General features: G+C 63.9%; 24 protein-coding genes and 1 tRNA gene. 6 read left to right on the forward strand and 19 right to left on the reverse strand.

Annotation, left to right across the window (positions count from 1 at the left end; all coding sequences use genetic code 11):
- The 9 genes from EBQ26_RS03730 to EBQ26_RS03770 all read right to left on the reverse strand — a co-directional run.
- A partial coding sequence (locus EBQ26_RS03730; RefSeq protein WP_452038976.1) for an InlB B-repeat-containing protein occupies positions 1-2,392 on the reverse strand: 2,392 nt, incomplete at its 3' end.
- A 491-nt stretch (positions 2,393-2,883) separates the two neighbouring features.
- Positions 2,884-3,069, reverse strand: coding sequence for a (Na+)-NQR maturation NqrM (gene nqrM / locus EBQ26_RS03735; RefSeq protein WP_095540818.1), 186 nt, complete (start codon positions 3,067-3,069; stop codon positions 2,884-2,886).
- A complete protein-coding gene (locus EBQ26_RS03740; protein ID WP_238944124.1) occupies positions 3,066-4,148 on the reverse strand; it encodes an FAD:protein FMN transferase in 1,083 nt (360 codons plus the stop codon). The genes nqrM and EBQ26_RS03740 overlap by 4 nt, the downstream gene beginning before the upstream one ends.
- 97 nt (positions 4,149-4,245) lie before the next feature.
- Positions 4,246-5,469, reverse strand: coding sequence for an NADH:ubiquinone reductase (Na(+)-transporting) subunit F (gene nqrF, locus EBQ26_RS03745; RefSeq protein WP_122237703.1), 1,224 nt, complete (start codon positions 5,467-5,469; stop codon positions 4,246-4,248).
- A complete protein-coding gene (gene nqrE, locus EBQ26_RS03750; RefSeq protein WP_095541765.1) occupies positions 5,466-6,074 on the reverse strand; it encodes an NADH:ubiquinone reductase (Na(+)-transporting) subunit E in 609 nt (202 codons plus the stop codon). The genes nqrF and nqrE overlap by 4 nt, the downstream gene beginning before the upstream one ends.
- Position 6,075: 1 nt before the next feature.
- Positions 6,076-6,744, reverse strand: a complete 669-nt coding sequence (locus EBQ26_RS03755) for an NADH:ubiquinone reductase (Na(+)-transporting) subunit D (RefSeq protein WP_122237704.1) — start codon at positions 6,742-6,744, stop codon at positions 6,076-6,078.
- Position 6,745: 1 nt separating this feature from the next.
- Positions 6,746-7,537, reverse strand: a complete 792-nt coding sequence (locus tag EBQ26_RS03760; protein WP_095552784.1) for a Na(+)-translocating NADH-quinone reductase subunit C — start codon at positions 7,535-7,537, stop codon at positions 6,746-6,748.
- Positions 7,530-8,741 carry an NADH:ubiquinone reductase (Na(+)-transporting) subunit B gene (locus tag EBQ26_RS03765; RefSeq protein WP_122237705.1) on the reverse strand — a complete coding sequence of 404 codons (1,212 nt, stop codon included), beginning with the start codon at positions 8,739-8,741 and terminating at the stop codon, positions 7,530-7,532. Before EBQ26_RS03765 ends, EBQ26_RS03760 begins: the two co-directional genes overlap by 8 nt.
- Before the next feature lie 5 nt (positions 8,742-8,746).
- Complete coding sequence (locus EBQ26_RS03770) at positions 8,747-10,108, reverse strand: Na(+)-translocating NADH-quinone reductase subunit A (protein WP_122237706.1); 1,362 nt, start codon at positions 10,106-10,108, stop codon at positions 8,747-8,749.
- A gap of 203 nt (positions 10,109-10,311) precedes the next feature.
- Here EBQ26_RS03770 and EBQ26_RS03775 point away from each other — a divergent pair, with 203 nt between their 5' ends.
- From EBQ26_RS03775 to radA, 4 genes are all read left to right on the forward strand, one after another.
- On the forward strand, positions 10,312-10,830 hold the full coding sequence (locus EBQ26_RS03775; RefSeq protein WP_122237707.1) for a hypothetical protein: 519 nt from the start codon (positions 10,312-10,314) through the stop codon (positions 10,828-10,830).
- A gap of 169 nt (positions 10,831-10,999) precedes the next feature.
- A tRNA-Val gene (locus EBQ26_RS03780) sits at positions 11,000-11,074 on the forward strand.
- Positions 11,075-11,253: 179 nt separating this feature from the next.
- Entirely contained in the window at positions 11,254-11,658 is a 405-nt protein-coding gene (locus EBQ26_RS03785; protein ID WP_238944125.1) for a GtrA family protein, read from the forward strand.
- 39 nt (positions 11,659-11,697) lie between these two features.
- The gene (gene radA, locus EBQ26_RS03790; RefSeq protein ID WP_122237709.1) at positions 11,698-13,086 is read left to right on the forward strand and encodes a DNA repair protein RadA; all 1,389 of its coding nucleotides are present in this window, start codon (positions 11,698-11,700) and stop codon (positions 13,084-13,086) included.
- Between the two features lie 113 nt (positions 13,087-13,199).
- Here the strand turns inward: radA and EBQ26_RS03795 are convergent, their stop codons facing one another.
- The 7 genes from EBQ26_RS03795 to EBQ26_RS03825 form a co-directional block, all read right to left on the reverse strand.
- The gene (locus EBQ26_RS03795; protein ID WP_122237710.1) at positions 13,200-14,414 is read right to left on the reverse strand and encodes a multidrug effflux MFS transporter; all 1,215 of its coding nucleotides are present in this window, start codon (positions 14,412-14,414) and stop codon (positions 13,200-13,202) included.
- A gap of 38 nt (positions 14,415-14,452) precedes the next feature.
- Positions 14,453-15,094 carry a maleylacetoacetate isomerase gene (gene maiA / locus EBQ26_RS03800; protein WP_122237711.1) on the reverse strand — a complete coding sequence of 214 codons (642 nt, stop codon included), beginning with the start codon at positions 15,092-15,094 and terminating at the stop codon, positions 14,453-14,455.
- A 4-nt stretch (positions 15,095-15,098) separates the two neighbouring features.
- Complete coding sequence (locus tag EBQ26_RS03805; RefSeq protein ID WP_122237712.1) at positions 15,099-16,424, reverse strand: TRAP transporter large permease; 1,326 nt, start codon at positions 16,422-16,424, stop codon at positions 15,099-15,101.
- Positions 16,421-16,960 carry a TRAP transporter small permease gene (locus tag EBQ26_RS03810; protein ID WP_122237713.1) on the reverse strand — a complete coding sequence of 180 codons (540 nt, stop codon included), beginning with the start codon at positions 16,958-16,960 and terminating at the stop codon, positions 16,421-16,423. Before EBQ26_RS03810 ends, EBQ26_RS03805 begins: the two co-directional genes overlap by 4 nt.
- Positions 16,961-17,041: 81 nt before the next feature.
- Entirely contained in the window at positions 17,042-18,082 is a 1,041-nt protein-coding gene (locus EBQ26_RS03815; RefSeq protein WP_122237714.1) for a TRAP transporter substrate-binding protein, read from the reverse strand.
- 138 nt (positions 18,083-18,220) lie between these two features.
- Positions 18,221-19,231, reverse strand: coding sequence for a fumarylacetoacetate hydrolase family protein (locus EBQ26_RS03820; protein ID WP_122237715.1), 1,011 nt, complete (start codon positions 19,229-19,231; stop codon positions 18,221-18,223).
- The gene (locus EBQ26_RS03825) at positions 19,228-19,782 is read right to left on the reverse strand and encodes a VOC family protein (protein WP_122237716.1); all 555 of its coding nucleotides are present in this window, start codon (positions 19,780-19,782) and stop codon (positions 19,228-19,230) included. The genes EBQ26_RS03820 and EBQ26_RS03825 overlap by 4 nt, the downstream gene beginning before the upstream one ends.
- Before the next feature lie 141 nt (positions 19,783-19,923).
- Here EBQ26_RS03825 and EBQ26_RS03830 point away from each other — a divergent pair, with 141 nt between their 5' ends.
- A complete protein-coding gene (locus EBQ26_RS03830; RefSeq protein WP_122237717.1) occupies positions 19,924-20,868 on the forward strand; it encodes a LysR family transcriptional regulator in 945 nt (314 codons plus the stop codon).
- Positions 20,869-21,018: 150 nt separating this feature from the next.
- Here the strand turns inward: EBQ26_RS03830 and EBQ26_RS03835 are convergent, their stop codons facing one another.
- The 3 genes from EBQ26_RS03835 to EBQ26_RS03845 are packed head-to-tail and all read right to left on the reverse strand — an operon-like array spanning position 21,019 to position 23,952.
- On the reverse strand, positions 21,019-21,246 hold the full coding sequence (locus EBQ26_RS03835) for a DUF2783 domain-containing protein (protein WP_122237718.1): 228 nt from the start codon (positions 21,244-21,246) through the stop codon (positions 21,019-21,021).
- Between the two features lie 14 nt (positions 21,247-21,260).
- Entirely contained in the window at positions 21,261-22,961 is a 1,701-nt protein-coding gene (locus EBQ26_RS03840) for an FAD-dependent oxidoreductase (protein ID WP_122237719.1), read from the reverse strand.
- Between the two features lie 28 nt (positions 22,962-22,989).
- Positions 22,990-23,952: an MBL fold metallo-hydrolase gene (locus EBQ26_RS03845; protein ID WP_122237720.1), complete on the reverse strand. Its 963-nt coding sequence runs from the start codon at positions 23,950-23,952 to the stop codon at positions 22,990-22,992.
- A 112-nt stretch (positions 23,953-24,064) separates the two neighbouring features.
- Here EBQ26_RS03845 and EBQ26_RS03850 point away from each other — a divergent pair, with 112 nt between their 5' ends.
- Positions 24,065-24,979 (forward strand): IclR family transcriptional regulator, encoded by a 915-nt coding sequence (locus EBQ26_RS03850; RefSeq protein ID WP_122237721.1) that lies wholly within the window; start codon positions 24,065-24,067, stop codon positions 24,977-24,979.
- Positions 24,980-25,174: the final 195 nt, after the last annotated feature.

Genomic DNA, 25,174 nt, shown 5'->3' on the forward strand with positions numbered 1-25,174 from the left:
AGCCCGTGTTGGCCGTGACCGTGCAGGTGGCATTGCCGCCATTGGGCACGGGGTTGGGCGTGCAGCTCACCGTGCCACCAGCGGCCGGGTTGGCTGTGGCGGTGATGGCGTGGGTCGTGGCCTTGGCGATGAATTTGGCCGTCACGCTCTTGGCGCTGGTCACGTTCGTCAGCGTGCAGGTCGTCCCCGTGCAATCGCCGCTGAAGCTGGTGAAGGTGTAGCCCGTGTTGGCCGTGACCGTGCAGGTGGCATTGCCGCCATTGGGCACGGGGTTGGGCGCGCAGCTCACCGTGCCACCAGCGGCCGGATTGGCCGTGGCGGTGATGGCGTGGGTGCTGGGCGTGGCGATGAATTTGGCCGTCACGCTCTTGGCGCTGGTCACGTTCGTCAGCGTGCAGGTCGTCCCCGTGCAATCGCCGCTGAAGCTGGTGAAGGTGTAGCCCGTGTTGGCCGTGACCGTGCAGGTGGCATTGCCGCCATTGGGCACGGGGTTGGGCGCGCAGCTCACCGTGCCACCAGCGGCCGGATTGGCTGTGGCGGTGATGGCGTGGGTCGTGGCCTTGGCGGTGAATTTGGCCGTCACGTGCTGGGAGCTGGTCACGTTCGTCAGCGTGCAGGTCGTGCCGGTGCAATCGCCGCTGAAGCTGGTGAAGGTGTAGCCCGTGTTGGCCGTGACCGTGCAGGTGGCATTGCTGCCATTAGGCACGGGGTTGGGCGTGCAGCTCACCGTGCCACCAGCGGCCGGATTGGCTGTGGCGGTGATGGCGTGGGTCGTGGCCTTGGCGGTGAATTTGGCCGTCACGTGCTGGGCGCTGGTCACGTTCGTCAGCGCGCAGGTCGAGCTCGTGCCCGTGCAATCGCCGCTGAAGCTGTCAAACACAAAGCCCTTTTTGGCCGTGGCCTTGCAGATGGCGATGCCGCCGTTGGGCACGGGGTTGGGCGAGCAGCCCACCGTGCCGCTGCCTTTGGGGCTGATGGCGGTGGTGATGGCGTGGGTCGTGGTGAAGTTGGCCGTCACGCTCTTGGGGCTGGTCACGTTCGTCAGCGTGCAGGTCGTCCCCGTGCAGTCGCCGCTGAAGGCGCTGAAGGTGTAACCCGCGTTGGCCGTGGCTGTGCAGGTGACATTGCCGCCCTCGAACACCGGACTGGGCGAGCAGGTCACCGTGCCGCTGCCTGCGGGGCTGATGGCGGTGGTGATGGCGTGGGTAGCAGGCGGAATCAGCCGCACCACATCGGAGCGCATCACCGTGCCATCTCGCATGCTGAACCAACCGCCCACCAGCAGCTTGCCACTGTCTTGCAGCAAAAAGGAGGAGATGCCACGGCTATAGGTGATGACTCCGTCCACGGCGGGTGCGTTGAACTGGTTGTCCAGCGTGCCGTCGGCGTTCAGCAGGGCCAGGTGTTCGCGGGCCTGGCCGTGCACCTGGGTGAAGTTCCCCCCGATCAGGATTTGCCCGTTGGGCAGCTCTTGTACGGCCTGCACCTGTTCACTACCACCCTGGATGCGGGGGTTGGCAAAGCTGGTGTCCAGCGTGCCATCGGCATTCAGACGCAGCAGCTTTTCGTAGGGCTTGTGCTCTACGTAAGTGAAGCCGCCCCCCACCAGAATCTTGCCGCTGGCCAGGCGGTGCAGCATCGTCACACCTGACGCAACATAGGCCAGCCCATCGTTGGCCAGGCTGCCATCGGGGTTGAGCCGGTACAGCTGCCCGTTGTTCGCCCCCGCCAGAATTTGGCCGTTGGGCAAAAGCAGCAGGCCCCCCGCCAAAAAGTGGTCGGGCAGGGTGTTTTGAAAGCTGGCATCGCGACTGCCGTCAGCGTTCAGTCGGGCCAGGCCGTGCGCGGGCGCCCCGTCCACCTGGCCGAAATTGCCAGCGATCAGAATTTTTCCATCGGCCTGCACGGCCAGATGCTTCACCAGTCGGTTATGCGGCAGCAGTGCGCTGATGGTCGGGGAGGTGAAGCTGGTGTCGCGCGTGCCATCCGGGTTCAGGCGCACGACCCGCGATGCGGGCTCGCCAACGGGAAATTCGGTGAATCCGCCGGCCGCCAGCAGCTTGCCATCGGCCTGCAAGGCCAGGGCGAAAACCGGGCCGCCCTTGCCATCTAGCCGCTGTTCATCGGTGCCGCTGTTCACATTCAGGCGGACGAGCTCGGTGAGGAAGGTCGCCCACAGCTTGCCGTCGTGCTGCACCATGGCATGGGTGGAGCCTTGATCGGCCTTGAACGAAGCATCCAACTTCCAGTGCTGGGCCTGGGCGGTGGCGGCTGCGCCCAAGGCCAGCGCGGCGCCGGCGGCCCAGCGGGCCAAGCGCTTCAGGCGCTCAAACTTTCGGGGGGGAGGGGGGAAAAGCTGCGGCAAGGGCCGCGCCGCCTGGCTGGGGTGCATGTGCAAAACCTCCTATGAAAAAAATGACCGGCGGGAAAAAACCTGCCCAAGAGACAGGTTTTTGCAAATCATGTAACGAGCTGAACCCATTGTAGGGCGCAGCCATGCGCTTGCCAACGGCTAACGTTGCTGGCGTTGCTGGCGTTGCTGGGCCGGTAGCCGGCGTTGCGCCTTTGCCCAGCCGCAGGCTGGGCTGCCCTGCAAGGGGCTGCAATACGGCTTTGGTGGCAAGCCTTGGGCAGGGGGGCGCGATGGCTTGGTTTTCAGCGCCGCGCCTTTGCTGCACGGCATGCCGCATGCCTACTGGCGCCCGTGCACGGGGGGCGCAAAGTGCATAGCACGCTTTAGGGGCTGTTCAAGCGCTTGACGCGATTGGGCAGCAGCGGCTTGGAATGGAACGGAGCAGGATGGGATGCAAGGCCGCAGACGGCCCAACCGCCCCAATCCGCCTGAGCGCCCGCCGCGCAGGCCAGGGGTTTTGAGCCGCGCCCTCAGGCCTTGCCGGTATCGCTGCCGCAGCTGCCGGGGGCCTTGCCGCAATGGCAGGTGTGATCCAGCCCCACGCTGTTGGCCAGGCCGCCGCAGGAGCCGGCAATGGGCTTGCGCCCGGCCATGACGCCAATGGCCATGCCGGCCACAACCAGCAGCATGAGGATGAGGGTGACGAGCCAGATCATGGTTGTGCTCCAGAAACGGATGAAGGGAAAGCGACATCAAAGGCCGCCGTGCTGCGGGTGGCGAAGCCGCCATTTTCGCTTTCGTTTTTGCTTTCGCCCGTGCGGGTGATGAACAAGGCGGCCAGGCCGTGTGCGCTGGCGTAGTCGTAGCCCGCTTCTGGCCCCAACGCCATCAGCAGGGTGGACAGGCCATCGGCCTGCAAAGCCGAGGCATGGGCCACGGTGACGGAGGCCAGCGCGTGGCGCACGGGGCGCAGGCTGCGCGCATCCAGCGTGTGCGAATAGCGCTGCCCGCCCGCCTCGCGCCAGTTGCGATAGTCGCCCGAGGTGGACAAGGTCATGTCTTGCAGCGCGAGGATTTTCTGCGCCTGGCGCGCGTTTTCCAGCGGCGCTTCGATGGCGATGCGCCAGGGTGCGCCGCCGGGCTTGCTGCCTGCGGCGCGCATCTCGCCGGTAATCTCCACCAAATAATTGCGCACGCCTTGACCCTCCAACCACTGCGCCACGCGGTCCACGGCATAGCCAGCGGCGGTGCTGTTGAACTCAAGCCGGATGGGCGCGCTCTTGCACAGCCGCGCGCCCTCGACGCGCAGGTGCTGCATACCCACGCGCTGGCGCAGGGCTTGCAGTTCGGCCTCGGTAGGTGCTGTGGGAGATGTGGCTGCGGCGGCTACGCCGGCCGAGATGTTGGTCGTCACCGGGGCGCTGGGCCGGTGGCGAAAGCCCCAGGCTTCCAGCGCGGGCAGCAGGCTCACGTCAAACGCGCCGCCGCTGGCCGCGTGCAGGGCCTGGGCGTGCTCGGCCAGGGCGATGGCGGCGGCGGGCATGTCCATGCAGCTGCCTGCGGGCGCGGCGTTGAAGCGGGCCAGGGCCGAGTCAGCGCGGTAGGTGGAGACGGCGGCATCGATCTCGCCCAGGATGGCCTGCACCCCCGCCTGCGCCGCCGCCAAGCCGGGCGCGCCGGATTCAGCTACGTAGCTGATCTGGTAGCTGCTGCCCATGGTGGGGCCGGTGAATTTCACGACTTGCTGAGCCTGCCCGGCGGGCTGGCAGGCCGCCAGCGCCCCAGCGGCCAGCAAGCAAGCCAGCAGTGGGCACCCCGAAGGGCGCGGGCGATGACGGTGGTGATGCTGCAATCCGCGCTGTGCGGTTCTGGCCGCTGCGGCAGCCACCCGCTCAGCCACCAAAATCATCCAAAAAGATGCTGTCGCGCTCCACGCCCAGGTCCAGCAGCATTTGGATGACGGCGGCGTTCATCATTGGAGGGCCGCACATGTAGAACTCGCAGTCCTCGGGGGCGGGGTGGTCCTTGAGGTAGTTCTCGTACAGCACGTTGTGGATGAAGCCGGTGTAGCCCGTCCAGTTGTCTTCGGGCAGCGGGTCGGAGAGGGCCAGGTGCCAGGTGAAGTTGGGGTTTTCGGCGGCGAGCTGGTCGTATTCCTCGGTGTAGAAGGCTTCGCGCAGCGAGCGCGCGCCGTACCAGAAGCTGATCTTGCGCTTGCTGTTCAGGCGCTTGAGCTGGTCGAAGATGTGCGAGCGCATGGGCGCCATGCCTGCGCCGCCGCCGATGAAGACCATTTCGGCGTCGGTGTCCTTGGCGAAGAATTCGCCAAACGGGCCGTACACGGTGACCTTGTCGCCGGGCTTGAGGTTGAACACCCAGGAGGACATTTGCCCCGGCGGCACGTCGTCGCGCCCTGGCGGCGGGGTGGCCACGCGGATGTTGAACTTGACGATGCCTTTTTCCTCGGGGTAGTTGGCCATGGAGTAGGCGCGGATGACCGGCGCATCGACCTTGGAGACGTAGCGCCAGAGGTTGAACTTGTCCCAGTCGGCGCGGTATTCCTCGGCGATGTCGAAATCCTTGTAGGCCACGGTGTGCGGCGGGCATTCGAGCTGCACGTAGCCGCCAGCGCGGAAGTCCACGTTCTCGCCCTCGGGCAGGCGCAGGGTCAGCTCCTTGATGAAGGTGGCGACGTTGGGGTTGCTCTCCACCGTGCATTCCCACTTCTTCACGCCGAAGACTTCCTCGGGCACTTCGATCTTCATGTCCTGCTTGACCGGGGTCTGGCAGGACAGGCGCCAGCCTTCGCGCGCCTGGCGGCGGGTGAAGTGCGATTCCTCGGTGGGCAGCATTTCGCCGCCGCCCGATTCGACGATGCACTTGCACTGCGCGCAGGTGCCGCCGCCGCCGCAGGCCGAGGAGAGGAAGATGTTTTGCGATGCCAGGGTTTGCAGCAGCTTGCCGCCGGCGGGCACGGTGATGCTGCGCTCGCCGTTGATTTCAATGGTCACGTCGCCGCTGGCGACCAGTTTGGAGCGGGCGAACAGGATGATGAGCACCAGCGCCAGCACGATGGCGGTGAACATGCCCACGCCCAGCAGGATTTCCGTGCTCATAGCTGCACCCCCGAGAACGACATGAAGCCCAGGGCCATCAGCCCGATGGTGATGAAGGTGATGCCCAGCCCTTGCAGGCCGGCGGGCACGTCGCTGTACTTGAGCTTTTCGCGGATGCCCGCCAGCGCGGCAATGGCCAGCGCCCACGACAGGCCCGAGCCCACGCCATACACCGCGCTTTCGGCCAGGTTGTAGTCGCGCTCGACCATGAACAAGGTGCCGCCCATGATGGCGCAGTTCACCGTGATGAGCGGCAGGAACACGCCCAGCGCGTTGTAGAGGCTGGGCACGTATTTATCCAGCAGCATTTCCAGAATCTGCACCAGCGCGGCAATCACGCCGATGTAGGACAGCAGGCCCAGAAAGCTCAAATCCACCTCGGGCAGGCCGGCCCAGGCCAGCGCGCCGTCTTTGAGCAAGTAGGTGTAAATCAGGTTATTGGCCGGCACGGTGATGGCCTGCACCACCACCACGGCAATCCCTAAGCCAATGGCCGTTTCCACCTTCTTGGAGATGGCGATGAAGGTGCACATGCCCAAGAAGAAGGCCAGCGCCATGTTCTCGACGAACACGGAGCGGAAAAACAGGCTGAGGTAGTGTTCCATCTCAGATGCCCTCCTTGCCGCTCACGTGCGGCGCCATGCGGAAGGCGGGCGCCTCGTTCTGCTCGGTCTTCCAGCTGCGCAGCGCCCAGATGATGAGGCCGATGAGGAAGAAGGCCGAAGGCGGCAGCAGCAGCAGGCCGTTGGGCACGTACCAGCCGCCGTCATTCACCGTGGGCAGCACGGCGATGCCAAACAGCTTGCCCGCGCCAAACAGCTCGCGGATGAAGCCCAGCGCCAGCAGCATGGCGCTGTAGCCCAAGCCGTTGCCGATGCCGTCAAAGAACGAGAGCATGGGCGGGTTTTGCATGGCAAAAGCCTCGGCGCGGCCCATGACGATGCAGTTGGTGATGATCAGGCCGACGAACACCGATAGCTGCTTGGACAGCGAATAGGCAAAGGCCTTGAGCGCCTGGTCCACCACGATCACCAGCGAGGCGATGATGACCATTTGCACAATCATGCGGATGGAGCCCGGAATCTGCGCCCGGATGCTGGAGATGAACAGATTGGAAAAGCCGGTCACCAGCGTCAGCGCCACCGACATGACCAGCGCCGTCTTCAGGTTGGAGGTAACGGCCAGCGCTGAGCAAATGCCCAGAATTTGCAAGCCGATGGGGTTGTTTTTGAAGACCGGATCGAACAGGACTTGCTTGATCGTGGGTTGTGCCATCTCAGTTGCCTCCTGCGCGCAGGTGTGCCAGGAAAGGCCCAAAGCCCTGCGGGCCGAGCCAGAAGTTCAGCAGGTGATCGACGCCGTTGCTCGTCAGCGTGGCGCCGGCCAGGCCATCGACCTGGTGCACGGCGCGCGGGCTGGCCGGATCGACGCCGCCCTTGACGATGGCGATGGCCGGCTGGCCGCTGGCGTCAAACACCTGCTTGCCCGGCCATAGCGCCTTCCAGCGCGGGTTGTCCACCTCGCCGCCCAGGCCGGGCGTTTCGGCGTGCTGGTAAAAGCCGAAACCGGCCACGGTGTTGTAGTCGTCCTTGAGCGCCAGAAAGCCGTGCAGCGTGGACCACAGGCCGTAGCCGCGCACGGGCAGCACCAAGGTTTCGGTCTTGCCTTGGGCATCTTCGACCAGATAGACCACCGTGAAGCGCTCGCGGCGGCGGATGGAGGCCGCGTCCTGCTCGGGGCGCAGGGCGTCGGAGAGGGCCGGATCCTTGGCGGCCTTGAGCGGATCGAAGCTGGCAGCCTCGTGCGCGTCGCTGAAGCGGCCGGTTTGCAGATCGACCAGGCGCGGCTGGATGCGCTCCTTGAACAGGCGCTGCACCTCGGCGGCGGGCGCATCGGCCGGGGCCAGCCCGGCAATGGCCAGAATGTTGCGCTGCTTGTCCAGCTGCTTGTTGACCTGCTGCGTGGGCTTGAGGCTGACGGCCGCGCCAGCCACGAAGACCGAGCACACCAGGCAGACCAGCAGCGCCACCAGCAGCGTGCGTCCAATGGTTTCTTTTTGATCAGACACGGCGTGCGGCCCTCCGCTTGATGTTGGCCCGGATGACGAAGTGGTCGATCAGCGGGGCGAACAGGTTGCCGAACAAAATGGCCAGCATCATCCCTTCGGGGAAGGCGGGGTTGATGACGCGGATCATCACCACCATCACCCCGATCAGCGCGCCGAAGATCCATTTGCCGGTGTTGGTCATGGAGGCCGACACCGGGTCGGTGGCCATGAACATCATGCCGAAGGCGTAGCCGCCCAGCACCAGATGCCAGTACCAGGGCAGGGCGAACATGGGGTTGCTCTCCGAGCCGATGAGGTTGAGCAGCAGGCTGAAGCCCACCATGCCGATCATCACCCCGGCCACGATGCGCCAGGCGGCAATGCGCATCAGCATCAGCGCGCCGCCGCCAATCAGAATGGCCAGCGTGCTGGTCTCGCCCACCGAGCCGGGCATGAAGCCCAGGAAGGCGTCCCACCAGCTCAGGCCGCCCTGCGCCAGCGCCGCCACGCCGCCGCTGGCGGCCTGGCTGAGCGCCGTGGCGCCTGCGTAGCCATCCACCACGTTCCACACCGCATCGCCCGAGAGCGCGGCGGGGTAGGCGAAGAACAGGAAGGCGCGGCCGGCCAGCGCCGGGTTGATGAAGTTCTTGCCGGTGCCGCCAAACACCTCCTTGCCCAGCACCACGCCAAAGCTGATGCCCAGCGCCACCTGCCACAGCGGGATGGTGGGCGGCAGCGTCAGCGCAAACAGCACCGAGGTGACGAAAAAGCCCTCGTTGACCTCATGGCGGCGGATGGAGGCAAACAGCACCTCCCAAAAGCCCCCCACGGCAAAGGTGACGGCGTAGATGGGCAGAAAGTGCAGCGCGCCCAGCAGCATGTTGTCCCACGCGCTGGCGGGGTTGAAGCCGCCGAGCATGCGCATCAGCGCAAAGCGCCAGCCATCCTGCGCGGCCAGCAGCTCGGGCTGGGCGGCAAACACGGTGTTGGCCTGCCAGCCCACGTTCCACATGCCGAAGAACATGGCCGGGAAGGTGCACAGCCAGACCATGATCATCATGCGCTTGAGGTCAATGCTGTCGCGCACGTGCGCGGTGGAGCGCGTCACGCTGGCCGGGCGGTAGAGGAAGGTGTCCACCGCCTCGTACAAGGCGTACCACTTCTCGTACTTGCCGCCTTGGTGAAAGTGCGGCTCGATACGGTCAAAAAAAGATCGCAGGCCCATGGTGTTCAGCCCTCCTTCTCGATGCGGGTGAGGTTGTCCCGCAAGATCGGGCCATATTCGTACTTGCCCGCGCACACGTAGGTGCACAGCGCCAAATCTTCTTCATCCAATTCCAGGCAGCCGAGCTTTTGCGCCATCTCCGTGTCGCCCACGATCAGCGCGCGCAGCAGCTGCGTGGGCAGGATGTCCAGCGGCATCACCGCCTCGTAATTGCCAATGGGCACCATGGCGCGCGGGCTGCCGTTGGTGGTGGTGCTCATGGGCAGCAGGCGGCGGCCCAGCAGGCTGGAGAGAAAGGCCCCGGTCACCGAATGCTTGCGTGCGCCCGGGCGCAGGTAATGCAGCATCTCGCGCTCCGTGCCTTCGTGCAGGCAGCTCACCTGAACGTGGTAGCGGCCCAGAAAGGCATACGGCCCGCTGGCCGTGCGCCCGCCCAGCACCGAGCCGGATATCACGCGGTTGTCCGCGCCTTCCAGCTCGCCGGCGGTCAGCTCCTCCAGGCTCGCGCCCAGGCGCGTGCGCAGCAGGCGCGGGTTTTTCACCACCGGCCCGCCCAGCGCCACGATGCGCTCGGTCCACAACTGGCCCGTGGTGAACAGCTTGCCGATGGCGATCACGTCCTGATAGCCGATGTGCCACACCGTGCGCGCCGCATCCACAGGCAGCACGAAGTGGATGTGCGTGCCCGGCAGCCCAGCCGGGTGCGGGCCGTCGAACTGCTCCACCTTTACGCCCGGCACGTCCTCGCCCGGCAGCGAGGCATTGGATGATGTATGGGGCGCCTTGCACAGCACCAGCGGCGCCAGGCGCGCCAGCGCGCGCAGGCCGTGGCGGAAGTCGCCAGCGTGCGCATTGATGATGGGGGCCGGGTCGGCCGCCAGCGGGTGCGTGTCCATGGCCGTGACGAAAATCGCCGCGGGCGTGGCGTCAGCCGCCGGAATCTTGCTGAACGGCCGCGTGCGCAGCGCCGCCCACAGGCCGCTGTGCTGCAGGTTCTCGCGCACCTGCGCGTCGCTCAGCGCGTCGAGCTGGGCCTCTTCATAACGGGCGAAGGCCAGCGCCTCTTCCTGGCCCGGCGCGCCCTCAATGTCGATCACCACCGATTGCAGCACCCGCTGCTGCCCGCGGTGAATGGCGCTGACCACGCCCGCCGCCGGCGCGGTGATGTGCACGCCCGGCTGGTTCTTGTCGGAAAACAACGGCTGGCCCGTTTTCACCCGGTCGCCCACCTGCACCGCCATCGTCGGCTTCAGGCCGTGGTAATCGGCCCCGATGACGGCCACGCGGCGCACGGCCGCAGCGTCGCCTATCTGCATCGCAGGCGCGCCAGCAAGGGGCAAGTTCAGGCCTCGCTTGATTTTGTGCATCGACTGGCCTTGTCTCTCTCGTGGAAAAAAGGGCCGATTTTACGTTTGACTGACCCTCTCTCCAGAGATACCTGCGATAAAAGCAGCGATTAGCAGCAATTTCTGGCATCCCGCAACTTTCCCCATCACGTCTTGCATGAATACGCGCTCTCAACAGCGTGCATTACATTTGCCCCTTACCCCCCGATACACGAGTTTGCGACATGACCACCCAGCCCGCCAGCGTGCAATGCGCCTGCTGCAAACGCCCTTTGCCCGCCCCGCAGGCCATTTGCCCGCATTGCGATGCCCAACTCAGCGGTGCGCATACTTTCATGGATGGGCATTACCGTCCCGGCGAAAGCGGCGGCGCTTACCTTTGCCCCTGGTGCGATCAACACTTCGCCACCCCGCTGTACGAGCTGCCACCGCCAGGCGCGCACTGGTGGCAGCCCACAGGGCTATGCCCCCAGTGCCCGCATTGCCACGGTTTTCTGCGCGACACCTGCCCTCGCGTGCGGCTGCGCCCTTCGCGCGTGCTCGCCGCCTGCCTGGCTGTCGCCTGCGCCCATCTGGCAGGCGGGCTGACCGCTTGGTTGACCGTGCCGGTGCTGCTGTTGACACTTGCGGCTTTTCACTGGCCTTGGCAGCGCCAATCCATGCAGCACGAAGCCCAGCACCGCCAGCACCCCCGGCGCTTTGAGCGCCTGCCGCACACCAGCCAAAACAATTCCAAAACATAGAAAAACAATCTTCTTACCCATCAAGCCAAAATAGCAATATTATTTTGCTTAATGAACTGTAAAAAATTCGATTTTGCGAGCCAAGGCCTATTTCTCGCACATTTTTTCTCACCGCACCAAAAATGCCGCTACAATCTCGCCTTTCGCTGCAACGCGAACCGATTGATTCGGGTGGTTAGCTCAGTGGTAGAGCACTGCCTTCACACGGCAGGGGTCACAGGTTCGAACCCTGTATCACCCACCATATCCAAAGCCCTTGGCATAGCGCCAAGGGCTTTTTTTTGCCCCCTCCCCTCATATGTGCCTTGGCCGCTGGGGAGCTCAAGGCTTGTTCTTTGATTGGCGCACGCGCATGCACGGTGCATCCCCAGCCCTTCTCGTATGATCGCGCGCTTGTTGAATTGCCAGCCCCTGCCCTGCTTCATGCCAACCGCTCCCCAGTCCTTGCCTGCCCGCCACGCTTTGGTGCGCGATCTGGCGCTGGCGGGCCTGTCTTTCGCGCTGGATGTGCTGCTGTTTGCGCTGGTGCATCACGTCACGGGGCGGGTGTTTTTCTCCGTCGTCCTCGCGCGGGTGCTTTCGGCGCTGTTCAACTTCGCTGGCAACCGGCTGTTTGTGTTCAAAGGGCGGCAAGCGCAAACCTTGCTGTCGCAACTGCTGGGCTATGCGGCACTGGCGGTAGCCATCATGCTGTGCTCGGCCACGCTGGTGCAGTGGCTGGTGGCGCACTGGCAGCTACCGGCCGTGCCTGCGAAGGTGGCGGTGGATGTGCTGCTGTATCTGGTTTCGTTTTACATCCGGCGCACCTGGCTGTTTCGGCTGCATTGACCGGCAGGGCCGGGGGCGCTGCACTTTTCTTTTTTCACTGTGGCACGCGAGAAATCCCATTACGTTTGCTCGGCTTGCGGGGCGACTTCGCCGCGCTGGCTCGGGCGCTGCCCTGGTTGCGAGGCCTGGAACAGCCTGGTCGAGACGGCCAGCGCGCCGCCTGCGCGCGAGAGCAAAAACCGCCTCTCCCAAAGCAGCGCCAGCCATTACGCGGGCGCGCAAAGCCAGCCCATCACGCCGTTGGCGCAGATTGAGGCCAACGAAATCGCGCGTACCCCCAGCGGCATTGCCGAGCTGGATCGGGTGCTGGGCGGCGGCGTGGTGGAAGGCTCGGTGGTGTTGATGGGCGGCGATCCCGGCATTGGCAAATCCACCCTGCTGCTGCAAGCGCTCGATCGCCTGCAACGCCAGGGCCTGCCCACGCTGTACGTCAGCGGCGAGGAAAGCGGCGCGCAAATCGCGCTGCGCGCGCGGCGGCTGGATTTGCCCGACAGCCAGGTGCCCATCCTGACCGAAATCCAGCTTGAAAAAATCCTCGCCGCCACCGATGCGCACCAACCTGCGGTGGTGGTGATCGATTCGATCCAGACGCTGTACTCCGACCAGCTCAGCTCTGCGCCCGGCTCGGTAGCGCAGGTGCGCGAGTGCGCCGCCCACCTCACGCGTCAGGCCAAAAGCACCGGCATTGCGATGGTGCTGGTAGGCCACGTCACCAAGGAAGGCACCATCGCTGGCCCCCGTGTGCTGGAGCATATGGTCGATACCGTGCTGTATTTCGAGGGCGACACGCACAGCAGCTTCCGGCTGGTGCGCGCCATCAAGAACCGCTTTGGCGCGGTCAACGAGATCGGCGTGTTTGCGATGACCGAAAGCGGCCTCAAGGGCGTCTCCAACCCCAGCGCGATTTTCTTGAGCCAACACAGCGAGGCGGTGGCGGGCAGTTGCGTGCTGGTCACGCTCGAAGGCAGCCGCCCTCTGCTGGTGGAAATCCAGGCTCTGGTGGACACCGGCGGCCCCAGCCCGCGGCGGCTTTCCGTCGGGCTGGAGCGCGACCGCCTGGCCATGCTGCTGGCCGTGCTGCACCGCCACGCGGGGGTGGGCACTTACGACCAGGACGTGTTCATCAACGCCGTAGGCGGCGTGCGCATCAACGAGCCAGCGGCCGATTTGGCGATCTTGCTGGCCATCCAGTCCTCGCTGCGCAACCAGCCCTTGCCCAAGGGTTTTATCGCCTTTGGCGAAGTGGGCCTGGCGGGCGAAGTGCGCCCGGCCACGCGCGGCCAGGAGCGGCTGCGCGAGGCGGCCAAGCTGGGCTTTAGCGTCGCCATCGTGCCCAAGGCCAATGCCCCGAAAAAGCCCATTGCCGGCATCCAGGTCCACGCCGTGGAGCGCATTGAGCAAGCCCTGGAGTGCGTGCGGGCGCTGTAGCCCCACCCACTTCAATTGCAAATCAATGTAAAAAAGAAACTATACCCAAATTGCCGAAACAAGGTAATTTTATTTCTTATTGATCTATAATAGAGCACCGAACAAGCCCCCTCTCACTGCTTGGGCAAACGCCACACCAGCCCCCAGGCCACCAGCGCCGTGAGAACGCCCCAGAACCAGATGCCATGCGTCATGGGCCAGGCGCTGCCCTCCAGCCACACGCCCAGCCACTGCCCCATGCAAAAGGCGCACAGCATCATCAGGCAACCGCTGAGCGCCGAGGCCGCCCCGGCCGCATCGGGAAACGGCCCCACCGCCCCGGCCTGTCCGCACGGCAAATTGATGCCGTGGCCAATCATGTAGAGATAGAAAGGCGGCAGCACCGTCCAGACGCTGCTCACGCCACCCAAGTTGAGCAGCCCCACCAGCGAGCTGCCCGTCAACGCAAACGCGCCGCCAATCAACACCGTCTTTTGCAAATGCAAGCGCACCAGCAGCGCCCTGCAAACATAGGTGCCTAGCAAGTAAGAAAAGGCCATCGAAAACATCAACAGCCCGTAATGCAGGCGCGAAACGCCCAGCAACCCGATGAAAACGAAAGACGAGGCCGCCAAAAACGTGAACAGCCCGCCATAGCTGCCCATGGCCAGCAAGGCATAAGCCCAAAAGCGCCGGTTACTCAACACCCGCCGCCAGGTTGCCAGCAATCGCACGGGCTGCAAGGCTTGCGCATCGGGTTGCGGCAAAGTTTCCCGAAAACCCCACACGATCACCCCCAGCACCACAGCCCCGAACAAGGCCATGCCCAGTAGCGTGGCCCGCCAGCCCAGAAAATGCGCCAACACGCCGCCCAGCGGCAAGCTCAGAGAAGCCAGCATCCCCAAACCCGAGAGACCTCGCGCCAACACCCGCGCGCCAATTTCAGGCGCATACAGATCGCGCACCAGTGCGCGTGCGCACACCACCACCGCCCCCAGTGCAGCGCCTTGCACCATGCGCAAAACCAGCAACACCTCCATCGAAGCCGCCAACGTGCAACCCAACGCCACCGCGACGTACAAGGTCAGGCCGGCCAGCAGCACGGGCTTGCGTCCCCATCGATCGGAAAGGGGGCCAAAAAACAGTTGCGCCAGCCCGAAGGCCAGCAGCAGGCCAGAGAGCGTGAGCTGGGCCTGCTGCACGGAACCGGCTAGCGCCTCAGTCAGCGCGGGCAAGGCCGGCAGATACAAATCGGTGGTAACGGGCTGCAAGCCCAGCAGCAGCGCTAGCACCCATACCACGCGCAGCAGTGGCATGGCTTCAGCGGTCGAGGAGGGTGTAGCGCTCATGGACAACAGCCAGGGCGGAGGTTCAGGGGTCAAGCGGATCAAGCGGCCGCATCGGGCTGCTGCTCAGGCGCAGCGCGGCGGAAGGCCTCCAACTGCTCACAGTGTGCGGCGATGCGCTGCACGGTGGGCATGGCATCCAGGCTGCACCCGAAGCGGCGGGCGTTAAAAACCTGCGGCACCAGGCAGCAATCGGCCAGCGTGGGCTGGTCACCGTGGCAAAACGCCCCAGTGCGCGGGTCGTCGGCCAGCATGCGCTCCATCGCCCCCAGGCCCAATTGCACCCAGTGGTGGTACCACGCGGTGCGCTGGGCCTCATCAACGCCCAAGCTCTGACCCAAATACTGCAAGACGCGCAGATTGTTCAAAGGGTGCGTGTCACAAGCAATGGCTTGCGCCAGCGCCCGCACCCGCGCCCGCCCCAAGGCATCGGCAGGCAACAGCGCCGGGCCGCCTTGGGTTTCCTCCAGATACTCGATGATCGCCAGCGACTGCGTCAGTGCCTGACCATCCACCTCCAGCGTCGGCACCAAACCGGCGGGGTTGAGCTTGCAGTAGTCGCTTTGGCGCTGCTCGCCGCGCACCAAATGCACCGGCACGGCCTCATAAGACAGGCCCTTGAGGTTGAGCGCAATGCGCACGCGGTAAGCCGCCGAACTGCGGAAATAGGTATAGAGCTTCATGGCCTTATCCCCCCAACAAGTGCACCAACCCCAGCGACAGCGTGGGGAACAAAGCCAGCAAGGCAATGCGCAGCAGATCCGAAGCCAGGAAAGGCAGCACGCCGCGGAAAGTGTCTTTCATCGGCACATCCCTGGCCAGGCTGTTGATGACAAAGACGTTCATCCCCACCGGCGGGGTAATCAGGCCGATTTCCACCACCATCAGCGCCAGAATGCCGAACCAAATAGCCTTGTCGGTGGGATTCAGGCCCCAAAAATCCAGCCCCATCACAATGGGCAGAAAGATGGGAATGGTGAGCAAAATCATCGACAGGCTGTCCATGATGCAGCCCAGCACCAAGTACGTCACCAAGATGCCAATGAGCACCAAGGCTGGCGACAAGCCGCTGCCCAGCACCCACTGCGCCAGCGTTTGCGGCATTTGCGAGAGCGCCAAGAAGGCATTGAGGACATCGGCGCCCAGCAAGATCAAAAAGATCATGGCACTGGCTTCGGCCGCGCCAAAGACCGCCGCCATAAACCCCTTCACATCCAGCTCGCGCGACAAAATCGCCAAAACGGTGGTGGCAATAGTGCCCACAGCCGCGGCCTCCGTCGGCGTGAAAATGCCCCCGTAAATACCGCCGATGACCACCACGAACACCGCCACAGTCGGCCAAACCCTGGCCAGGGCTGCCAACCGCTGCCGCCAGGGCATGCGCTCAGACGCAGGCCCCGAGCCTGGCACGATGCGCACAAAAATGGCCACCACCAGCATGTACCCCAGCATGGCAATCAAACCAGGCACCAAAGCCGCCATGAACATGGCCGCCACGTTTTGCTCGGCCAAGATGGCGTAAATCACCAGCACCACCGAGGGCGGAATCAAAATGCCCAGCGTGCCGCCCGCAGCCAGCGCGCCCGTGGCCAACGAGGGGGCGTATTGGTTGCGCCGCAGCTCCGGCAATACCACACGCCCCATCGTGGCCGCCGTTGCCAGGGACGAGCCGCAAATGGCCCCGAACCCCGCGCAAGCGCCAATGGCGCTCATCGCCACACCGCCACGGTAATGCCCCATGAAGGCATTGGTGGCTTCAAACAGCCGCCGCGACAGACCGCCATACGAGGCGATATTGCCCATCAGCAAAAACAGCGGCACCACCGAAAGGTCGTAAATCGAAAAACGACCATAGGCCAGGTGCTTGAAATAGCTCATCAGCGGATCCCAGCCGGAAACGGCAATGTAGCCCACCGAACCGCCCACCAGCATGGCCATGCCGATATGGATGCGCAGCGCCAGCAGCAACAGCGTGAAGCCACCGACCAGAAAACCAATTGTCACGCTGCTCATGCGCGCTCTCCTTCATCGCGGCCGATGCGCCAATAGGTGTAGAGCGCCGTAAGCGACAGCAGCAAAAAGCCCGGCCCAAGCGTCACATACGACCACCAAAGGGGCCAGCCCAAAATCATGGCGCTCTCGCCACTGCGCGCTGCCTCCCAGGCCCCCACGAAGCTGCGCCAGGCGATCACCGCCGAGGCCACTGCCAGCACCAACGCCGCCACCCGATCCAAAACGCGACGCACCCGAGCAGGCGCCGAGTGGGTGAAAAAATCCACAATGACATGCGCATTTTTCATCTGCGCATAAGGCAGGCATGCGGCAATGGCCAAGGCGCAAGCCATTTGCACCATTTCCACATCGCCCAGCACCGGGGCATCAAACAACCAGCGCCCCAGCACGCTATAGACCGACACACAGCACGCGCCAAACAGCAAAACCGCGCCGCCCAGCGCCGAAGCCTGTGACCAGCGCAACAAAAAACGCCCCACAGCATCCCGGGGGACGGGGTCGTTGGGGGCATCCAATTGAGGAATCACCTCTGCCATCACCGTTTCTCCCAAACAGAAAGAAAAAGGCCGAGCCCGAGCGCATGGCGCTCCCAGCAAGCCCGGCCCCCATACTGAGGTTTAGCGGCTGTGCTTCTCGATCAAGCTACGCGCGGCATCGAGCATTTCCTGCCCTGGGTAGCCCTTGCCGGTCACATCCTTGACCCATTCGGTCGCAATGCGATCGCCCACCTTGACCCACTGCGCTGCTTCGCTGGCAGGGACGGTGTAGAACTTGTTGCCACGATCCACCGCTTGTTTGCGTGCAGCAGGCGCGGACTCATCCCAGGCGCGGCCAATGGAGGCGGAAAAATCCACACCCGAGTTGGCATCAATCACCTTTTTCAAATCATCGGGCAGGCTCTCGTAGCGCGCCTTGTTCATCGCGATGGTGAACACCGCCGTGTACAGCGCGGGCTGCGAGGCATCCATCTCCGTGTGGTACTTGGTCATCTCGTGCAGCTTCATGGTCGGCACCACCTCCCAGGGCAGCACGTAGCCATCGACCACGCCTTTGGAGACGGCCTCGGGGGTCTGCGGCATCGGCATCGCCACAGGCGTGGCGCCCAAGTGGGCGATCATCCGATTGGTCAGGCGGGTGGGGGCACGCATTTTCAGACCACGAAAGTCGGCGAGCTTCTTGATCTCGCGCTTGTTGTTGTGGATATGACCTGCATCGTGCACGTGAAAGGCCAGCGGCTTGACCGCCTCGAAGTCCTTTTTGCCGTACTTTTCGTAATACTCCCAGGCGGCGCGGCTGGCGCCTTCTGCGTTACGCGTCAAAAAGGGCAGCTCGAACACTTCCACGGAAGGGAAGCGCCCGGCCGTGTAACCGGGCAAGGTCCACACAATATCGGCCACGCCGTCGGCAGCCTGCTGGATCAACTGCCCGGGCGTGCCGCCCAATTGCATGGCCGGGTAGATTTGGCACTTCATGCGCTGATTCGATTCCGCCTCGATCTTGGCGCACCAAGGCTCCAGCACCTGTTTTTGGCTCAGTGCCGAAGACGGCCAGAAATGCGCCACTTTGAGCACGATTTCTTCCGCCGCCACAGGCGCCGAAAACAGCACTGTCACCGCAGCGGCCACAGTGCCTGCAAGTTGCTTACGGATCTTTTTCATAGGTCTCCTATCGGTCGTGTTGATTTGGTTTGCTTATGGGAGTGGCCCGCTGCGCAGCAATCCTTGACGATCGCCTCGCAGCCAGCCGGTTGGGCGCGTCTGCCCGAAACATGTCCGGCGCCAGACGCGATAGAGCAATCAGCCCGCGATGGCCGTCACTCTGTTTTCAATCGTGCCGAAGATGCTGCGCCCCTGCTCGTCGAACATCTCCACGCGCACCACATCGCCGTCACGCATGAAAGGCGTGGCAGGCTTGCCCTGCTCGATCGTCTCGTAGGTGCGCACTTCGGCCAGGCAGCAATAGCCCACGCCCCCGTGTGCAATGGACGAACCCCACAAATCGCCTTGCTTGTTGGATACCGTGCCAGAGCCGATGATGGAGCCAGCCTCCAGCTCACGGGTCTTGGCCACGTGCGCCACCAGACGGCCGAAGTCGAACGTCATGTCCACCCCGGCATTGGGCTTGCCGAACAGCTCGCCATTGAGATGCACCATCAGCGGCAAGTGCACCTTGGCATCGCGCCAGGCATCGCCCAGCTCATCGGGCGTGACCGCCACGGGGCTGAAGGCAGATGCGGGCTTGCTCTGGAAAAAGCCAAAACCCTTGGCCAGCTCGTTGGGGATCAGGTTGCGCAGGCTCACATCGTTGACCAGCATCACCAGCCGGATGGCCTTGGCCGCCTCAGCAGGCGTGGCCCCCAGCGGAACATCGCCGGTGACCACCGTCACCTCCGCCTCGAAGTCGATGCCCCAGGCTTCAGCGGCCACCACGGCATCGCGCGGGCCGATAAAGCTGTCCGAACCGCCTTGGTACATCAGCGGGTCTTCGTAAAACGAAGGCGGCATTTCGGCATTGCGCGCCTTACGCACCAGCTCCACGTGGTTGATGTAGGCCGAGCCATCGGCCCATTGATAGGCGCGCGGCAGCGGCGAGGCGCAAGCAGCCTCGTCAAACGGCTGGGCATCCAGCGCGCCGCTGTTGAGCGCTTCATACACCTGGCGCAACTGCGGCTCGCAGGCCTCCCAATCGTCCAGCGCAGCTTGCAAAGTGCGGGCAATGGCTGGCACCGGGCGGCAGCGTTGCAAATCACGGCTGACGACCACCAGCGTGCCGTCGCGCCCGCCTTGTTTCAAAGAAGCCAGTTTCATTGGAACATCTCCTTGTAGCTGCCATCGTGCATCCAGGCAGCATGTTTGGGGGCGCGCTTGGTTTGCGCCCACTCTTCCAGCATTTCCCACTTCACCTTGTCCAGCGCCTCCAGCATGCCCTTGGGTGCGGTGTTGGCCGCCAGCTCCAGGCGGTGGCCGTTGGGGTCGAAAAAGTAAATGGATTGGAACAGGGCGTGGTCGGTCGGCCCGATTACCTCGATGCCTTCGGCTTGCAGGCGCTCCTTGGTGGCCAGCAGAGCCTCCATCGACTCCACCTCCAGCGCCAAGTGCTGCGTCCACAACGGGGTGTTTTCATCGCGCCCCATCGGCTTGCGCGTAGGCAGCTCGAAAAACGCCAGCACATTGCCCATGCCCGCGTCCAGAAAGATGTGCATATAGGGGTCGGCCTCGCCTGTGGAGGGCACGGCATCCTCGGCAATCGAGAGCACCAGCTTCATGCCCAGGTGCTTTTCGTACCAGCGCGCCGTCTCCAGCGCGTCCTTGCAGCGATAGGCCACGTGATGGACCTTTTTCACCAGCGTTTCTTGCATGACAGTCTCCTTACATTTATGCGTTGCAAATCGAAGGCGGCTCTTGGTTGCGCAGCGCCTCGGGCTGATTCGGCGGCGATTACAAAATAAAACCCTTTATCATTCAAACAGATTTTTTCAATTCATCTATCAGTATTTCCGATGAATATCACATTGCGGCAGCTGCGCGCTTTTATTGCTGTGACTCAAACCGGCAGCTTCACCCAGGCCGCCCAAAAGCTTTTTGTGACCCAATCGGCCTTAAGCGGCCTGATCAAGGAATTGGAGCTGGCGCTGGGCGTGCGGTTGTTCGATCGCAGCACGCGCCAAATCCAGCTCTCGGAGGTTGGGCGGGGCATTTACCCCATGATCGAGCAGATGCTGCACGATCTCGACGGCGTGCTCAACGAAGTCAGCAACCTCAAGGCCTTGAAAAAAGGCCTGGTGCGCATCGCCGCGCCGCAATTGATGTCCTGCACCCTGCTGCCCGATTTGATTGCCAGCTTTCGCGCCCAGCACCCGGATGTGGAAATCCGCCTGTTCGATTGCGCGGTGGAAAGCGTCACCGCCCGGGTGCTGGCCGGCGAGGTTGACCTGGGCCTGGGGCCTGAGCGCGAACCCCATGCCGATCTGGACGCCACACCGCTGTTTGAGCTGCCCTTTCACGCCGTGCTGCCCGCCGGGCACCCGCTGGCGCAGCGCCCAGTGCTGCGCTGGGACGATTTGAGCGAGCAACCGGTCATCACCTTGCAAGGCCAGTTCACCGAGCGGCTCTCCATCGACTTGCACGCCGCCATCCGCCGCCAGGACATTCATCCCGCCATGACGGTGACCTTCATGTCCACCGCCCTCAGCCTGGTCGCTTGCGGCCTGGGCATCACCTTGTGCATGCCTTATGCGGCCTCGCTGGTCAAGCTCTACAACGCCGAGATGCGGCTGTTGCAAGAGCCGCAAGTGCTGCGGCGCTTTCACGTCTTCAGCCGCGCCGGGCGCTCACTCTCGCCCGCTGCCGAGCAGTTTCGCAGCCATCTGCTGGCCGCCATTGCATTGCGCTACCCACCCCAACCATCCGCCAACGAGGACGGCGCAAACCAACAAGGCGGCTGAGGACGCAAGGCCCAGCAGCCGCCCATCAATTTCAATCAAAAGTAAAAATTACTTTATATCCAACATGCCGAAATAGGCATGATTTTTTTACTATTGATTTGCAAAAACCGCCTCCAACGCCTATTCATGCGCCGGAGGCAGGTCACGCCTTTACTCCACCCCTTCGCGCGCGATACGCATGGCTTCGCGCAGCACGGCGATGTCGCCGATGTGGTTGGCCAGCAGCAAGATCAGCCGGGCGTTGACTTGTTCGCTTTGCTCGTCGCTGAGGTCGCGGTGCATGTCGATCAGCAGCTCGTAAAAATCATCGCCGGGGCTGAAAGCGCGGAAATAGGGTTTGCCCGCTTCGGAAAAGTTCGATTGGGTAATCAAGCTCATATCAACCTCTGCTTTCAAAACTGTCCCAACGCACGCGCCAGGGCGGCGCGCACGCGCTGTGCATCCAGCGTGCGCCAGCGCGCGGCCACGTGCTGATCGGGGCGCAACAAATAGCAACTGCCGCTTTGCAGGTCGTAGCGCTCGCGGATGCGGCCTTTGGCATCGACGAGCGTGCGCAGGCCCGCCAGCGCGGCGCTATTCGCCACGGATGGCTCCACGCCCTGCCCTGTGATGACGATAGGCTCGATCGCCACCGTACCTTCGCGCGGCTCGCCCAAGGCGCGCAAGGCGCCAAGCTGCTGCTGCGTCATATCGGCCACATCGTCCACGTAATACAGCAGGTGAAAGCCTTGCTGCAACGCGCGCAGCAGCCAGCTTGGGCCCGCGCTGGTTTGCACGGGGGCGTCGTCGGCGGGCGCGCCGGGCACCATGACGCCGGCGAAGGCGTCTTCATCGGGCGTGTTCAGGCGCGATTCGGTCAAATAACTGGGCACCGAGAGGCGCCCGGAGTTGACCAGCGCCCGCGCAAAGGGGTAGTGCTGCGCCAGGCCCAGCACGGCGTTGCGCAAGTGGCGGCTGGCGCGGCTTTTGGGGGTGATGAAGTCGGTGGAGCGGGTGGAGTTCATGATGTTCTCGTCCGCTGCAAAGCCGCGCTCCTCGGTGTAGGTATCCAGCAAGGTGGCGGGGGCGTGGCCGTCGATGACCAGCTTGAGCTTCCAGGCCAGGTTGTCCGTATCCTGAATGCCGGAGTTGGCCCCACGCGCGCCAAAGGGCGAGACCTGGTGCGCGGCATCGCCCACAAATAGCACGCGGCCGTGGCGCAAGTCGTTCATGCGGCGGCATTGGAAGGTGTAAACGCTGACCCACTCCAGCTCGAATTCACGCCCTTCGCCCAGCATGGCGCGGATGCGGGGGATGACGTTTTCGGGCTTTTTCTCCTCGACCGGATCGGCATCCCAGCCGAGCTGGAAGTCGATGCGCCAGACGTTGTCGGCCTGGCGGTGCAGCAGCACGGACTGGTTGGGGTGAAACGGCGGATCGAACCAGAACCAGCGCTCGGCGGGGTAGTCGGCCTTCATCACCACATCGGCAATCAGGAAGCGGTCCATGAAGATGCGCCCTTCGATATCCAGCCCGAGCATGGTGCGCACGGGGCTGCGCGCGCCATCGGCCACCACCAGCCAGTCGGTGCTGAGGGTGTAGGCGCCATCGGGCGTTTCCACCCGCAGCGCCACTTGCTGCTCGCCCGGCGTGACGGCGATGACGTTGTTCTTGAAGCGCAGCTCCAGATTGGGCAGTTGGCGCGCGCGGCGCACCAGGTAGTCCTCCAGGTAGTACTGCTGAAGGTTGATCATGCCCGGGCGCTGGTGGTCCGGCTCGGGGCTGAGGTGGAAGTTGAACACTTCTTCCTCGCGGAAAAACGTGCGCCCGACGTTCCACGACACACCTTTGGCGACCATTTCATCGCCGCAGCCCAGGCGATCGAGCACCTCCAGCGTGCGCTTGGCGTAGCACACGCCGCGCGAGCCGATGGAGACGGTGTCGTCGTTGTCGATCAGCAGCACGCGCTGGCCTTGCTGGGCCAAGTCAATGGCCATGCACAAGCCCACCGGGCCTGCGCCCACCACCACCACGGGGTAATGGCCATCGCGCCCCTGCTCCAGCTCGGGCGGGCGCACGTACTCGAATTGGGGGTATTCAAAGGTGCTCAACATGATGCAGCTCCTGTTGTTTATCCCGCACTCAGGCTTGCAGCGCGTGCCACATCTCTTGATCGCGCTCGGCCGTCCAGATGCGCGGATCGCGGATGCCGCTGGCTTCGTCAAAAGCGCGCGTCACATCAAAGGGCAGGCAGTGCTCGTAGATGAAGACGTGGCCGAACTTGGGATCCATGTTCTGGCGCGTATGCGCCATGGCGGCTTTCAAGTCCATGCCTTGCGCCACGGCTTCCTGGGCGCTGCGGTAGAGGGTGGAGACGAAATCGCGCGTGTAGTCGATGCCCGCTTGCACGCGCTCGGGCGTCATCAGCGCCGGGCCGCGACCGGGGATGAGCTTGTCAAAGCGCATGGCCTCCAGGTTGTCCAGCGTTTGCGGCCAGTCGGCCAGATAGGCATCGCCCGTGTAGCAAGCGGCCTCGGCCTCCACCAAATCGCCCGAGAAGCAGATGTTTTGCGACGGCAGGTACACAATAGCATCGCCTTTGGTGTGGCCGCGCCCGATTTGCTTGATCTTGACTTCTAGCTTGCCCAGCCACAACGTCATCTCGCCCTGGAAGGTCATGGTCGGCCAGGTCAGGCCGGGCACGCTTTCGACGGCCTGAAACAGGCGCGGGAAACGGCCAATCTCCGAATCCATGTCCTGCTGGCCGCGCTCGACGATCAAGTCGTAAGTGTCGTGGCTGGCAATGATTTGCTCCAGCCCCTCGCTGCGGTAGCCCGATGCGCCCAGCACGCGCACGGCGTGGTAGTGGGTCAGCACCACGTATTTGATGGGCAAGTCGGTGATCTCGCGCACCTTGGCAATCACCCCTTGCGCAGCCACTGGCGTGGCCGTGGCATCCACAATCATCACGCCATCATCGCCAATGATGACGCCGGTGTTGGGGTCGCCCTCGGCGGTGTAGGCATAGGCGTTGTCCGAGAGTTTTTCCCAGCTAATCTGTTTTTCTTCCAGGTCGGCCTGGGAGGCAAATTTCTTGTCGCTCATCGTTTGGGTCTCCAGTGAGATAAATGGAACATATTGACCGCGGCATTCTAGGTTTCGATTAATCTATCGTCAATCGATTTGTTTATAACGAATTTCCATCGTCCTTTCCACCATGCCCAACAGCCCCTCCCCGCGCGCCAGCGAGCAGCGCGGCATCCAGTCGATTGAAGTGGGCGGCGCTTTGCTGCAAGCGCTGGCCGATCATGGCAGCCCGATGATGCTCAAAGACCTGGCCGCCGCCGCCAACATGCCTGCGGCCAAGGCGCATCCGTATCTGGTGAGCTTCGTCAAACTGGGCCTGGCCGAGCAAGACGCCCGCACCGGCCGCTATCGGCTCGGCCCCTTTGCCCTGCAACTGGGCTTGAGCGCGCTGCGCGGCCTCGATCCCGTGCGCATCGCCACGCATCAGGCCGCCTTGCTGGCCGATGAAAGCCAGCTCAGCATCGCCGTGGCGGTGTGGGGCAACTTCGGGCCGACGGTGATCCACATCGAAGAGGGCCAGCGCCCCATCCACGTCAACATGCGCCCGGGCACGGTGCTGATGCCGCTGCTGCTCTCGGCCACGGGGCGGGTGTTTGCCGCCTTCATGCCCGGCCGCACCATTGAGCCGCTGCTGCGGCGCGAGACGCAACCCGCGCACGGCGATGGCGATGCTTCAGCGCACACCACCGCCAGCGCCCGGCCCACGCTGGCGGCCTTTGCCTACGCCGCTGCTGCGGGGCATACGCCAGACCCTGCTCGCGGCATGCGCACCTGGGCACAGGCGCAGGCTTTGCTGGAGGAGATTCGCACCCAACGGCTGGCGCGCGCGATGGGCAGCCCGATCCCCGGCGTCAATGCCTTCTCCGCCCCGGTGCACGATGCCAGCGGCCAACTGGCCCTGACCATTACCGCCATGGGCGCGGCGGACGATTTCGATGCCGCCTGGGACAGCCCCATCGCCCAGCGCTTGCGCGCCTGCGCCCGCGAGATCGAGTACCGCCTGGGCGCGCCCGATCCAGCGGGGGGCGCTGGGCCAAGCGCCTAGCACGACCCCTTTTGGCATTCGCTCAATTTACAAATCAATGTGAATTGAAAACAAATACCACCATGCCGAAACAGGGTGATTTCATTTCCTTTTGATCGATAAAAAATCAGCCCACCCACATTCATGCAGGCAGGCAGGCCGGTGGCTTGATGAAGAAGGGCTTGGGGACGGGCTTGCCGTCGCTCGCCTGTGGCC

Origin of the sequence: Allofranklinella schreckenbergeri (assembly GCF_003703475.1) — a bacterium.
Classification (GTDB): domain Bacteria; phylum Pseudomonadota; class Gammaproteobacteria; order Burkholderiales; family Burkholderiaceae_C; genus Lampropedia; species Lampropedia schreckenbergeri.

Excerpts from the sequence above, each read along its gene's own strand:
- nqrM (WP_095540818.1), bottom strand. The coding sequence starts at position 3,069 with ATGATCTGGCTCGTCACCCTCATCCTCATGCTGCTGGTTGTGGCCGGC.
- nqrF (WP_122237703.1), bottom strand. The coding sequence starts at position 5,469 with ATGAGCACGGAAATCCTGCTGGGCGTGGGCATGTTCACCGCCATCGTG.
- nqrE (WP_095541765.1), bottom strand. The coding sequence starts at position 6,074 with ATGGAACACTACCTCAGCCTGTTTTTCCGCTCCGTGTTCGTCGAGAAC.
- EBQ26_RS03755 (WP_122237704.1), bottom strand. The coding sequence starts at position 6,744 with ATGGCACAACCCACGATCAAGCAAGTCCTGTTCGATCCGGTCTTCAAA.
- EBQ26_RS03765 (WP_122237705.1), bottom strand. The coding sequence starts at position 8,741 with ATGGGCCTGCGATCTTTTTTTGACCGTATCGAGCCGCACTTTCACCAA.
- EBQ26_RS03770 (WP_122237706.1), bottom strand. The coding sequence starts at position 10,108 with ATGCACAAAATCAAGCGAGGCCTGAACTTGCCCCTTGCTGGCGCGCCT.
- EBQ26_RS03775 (WP_122237707.1), top strand. The coding sequence starts at position 10,312 with ATGACCACCCAGCCCGCCAGCGTGCAATGCGCCTGCTGCAAACGCCCT.
- EBQ26_RS03785 (WP_238944125.1), top strand. The coding sequence starts at position 11,254 with ATGCCAACCGCTCCCCAGTCCTTGCCTGCCCGCCACGCTTTGGTGCGC.
- EBQ26_RS03795 (WP_122237710.1), bottom strand. The coding sequence starts at position 14,414 with ATGAGCGCTACACCCTCCTCGACCGCTGAAGCCATGCCACTGCTGCGC.
- maiA (WP_122237711.1), bottom strand. The coding sequence starts at position 15,094 with ATGAAGCTCTATACCTATTTCCGCAGTTCGGCGGCTTACCGCGTGCGC.
- EBQ26_RS03805 (WP_122237712.1), bottom strand. The coding sequence starts at position 16,424 with ATGAGCAGCGTGACAATTGGTTTTCTGGTCGGTGGCTTCACGCTGTTG.
- EBQ26_RS03810 (WP_122237713.1), bottom strand. The coding sequence starts at position 16,960 with ATGGCAGAGGTGATTCCTCAATTGGATGCCCCCAACGACCCCGTCCCC.
- EBQ26_RS03815 (WP_122237714.1), bottom strand. The coding sequence starts at position 18,082 with ATGAAAAAGATCCGTAAGCAACTTGCAGGCACTGTGGCCGCTGCGGTG.
- EBQ26_RS03820 (WP_122237715.1), bottom strand. The coding sequence starts at position 19,231 with ATGAAACTGGCTTCTTTGAAACAAGGCGGGCGCGACGGCACGCTGGTG.
- EBQ26_RS03825 (WP_122237716.1), bottom strand. The coding sequence starts at position 19,782 with ATGCAAGAAACGCTGGTGAAAAAGGTCCATCACGTGGCCTATCGCTGC.
- EBQ26_RS03830 (WP_122237717.1), top strand. The coding sequence starts at position 19,924 with ATGAATATCACATTGCGGCAGCTGCGCGCTTTTATTGCTGTGACTCAA.
- EBQ26_RS03835 (WP_122237718.1), bottom strand. The coding sequence starts at position 21,246 with ATGAGCTTGATTACCCAATCGAACTTTTCCGAAGCGGGCAAACCCTAT.
- EBQ26_RS03840 (WP_122237719.1), bottom strand. The coding sequence starts at position 22,961 with ATGTTGAGCACCTTTGAATACCCCCAATTCGAGTACGTGCGCCCGCCC.
- EBQ26_RS03845 (WP_122237720.1), bottom strand. The coding sequence starts at position 23,952 with ATGAGCGACAAGAAATTTGCCTCCCAGGCCGACCTGGAAGAAAAACAG.
- EBQ26_RS03850 (WP_122237721.1), top strand. The coding sequence starts at position 24,065 with ATGCCCAACAGCCCCTCCCCGCGCGCCAGCGAGCAGCGCGGCATCCAG.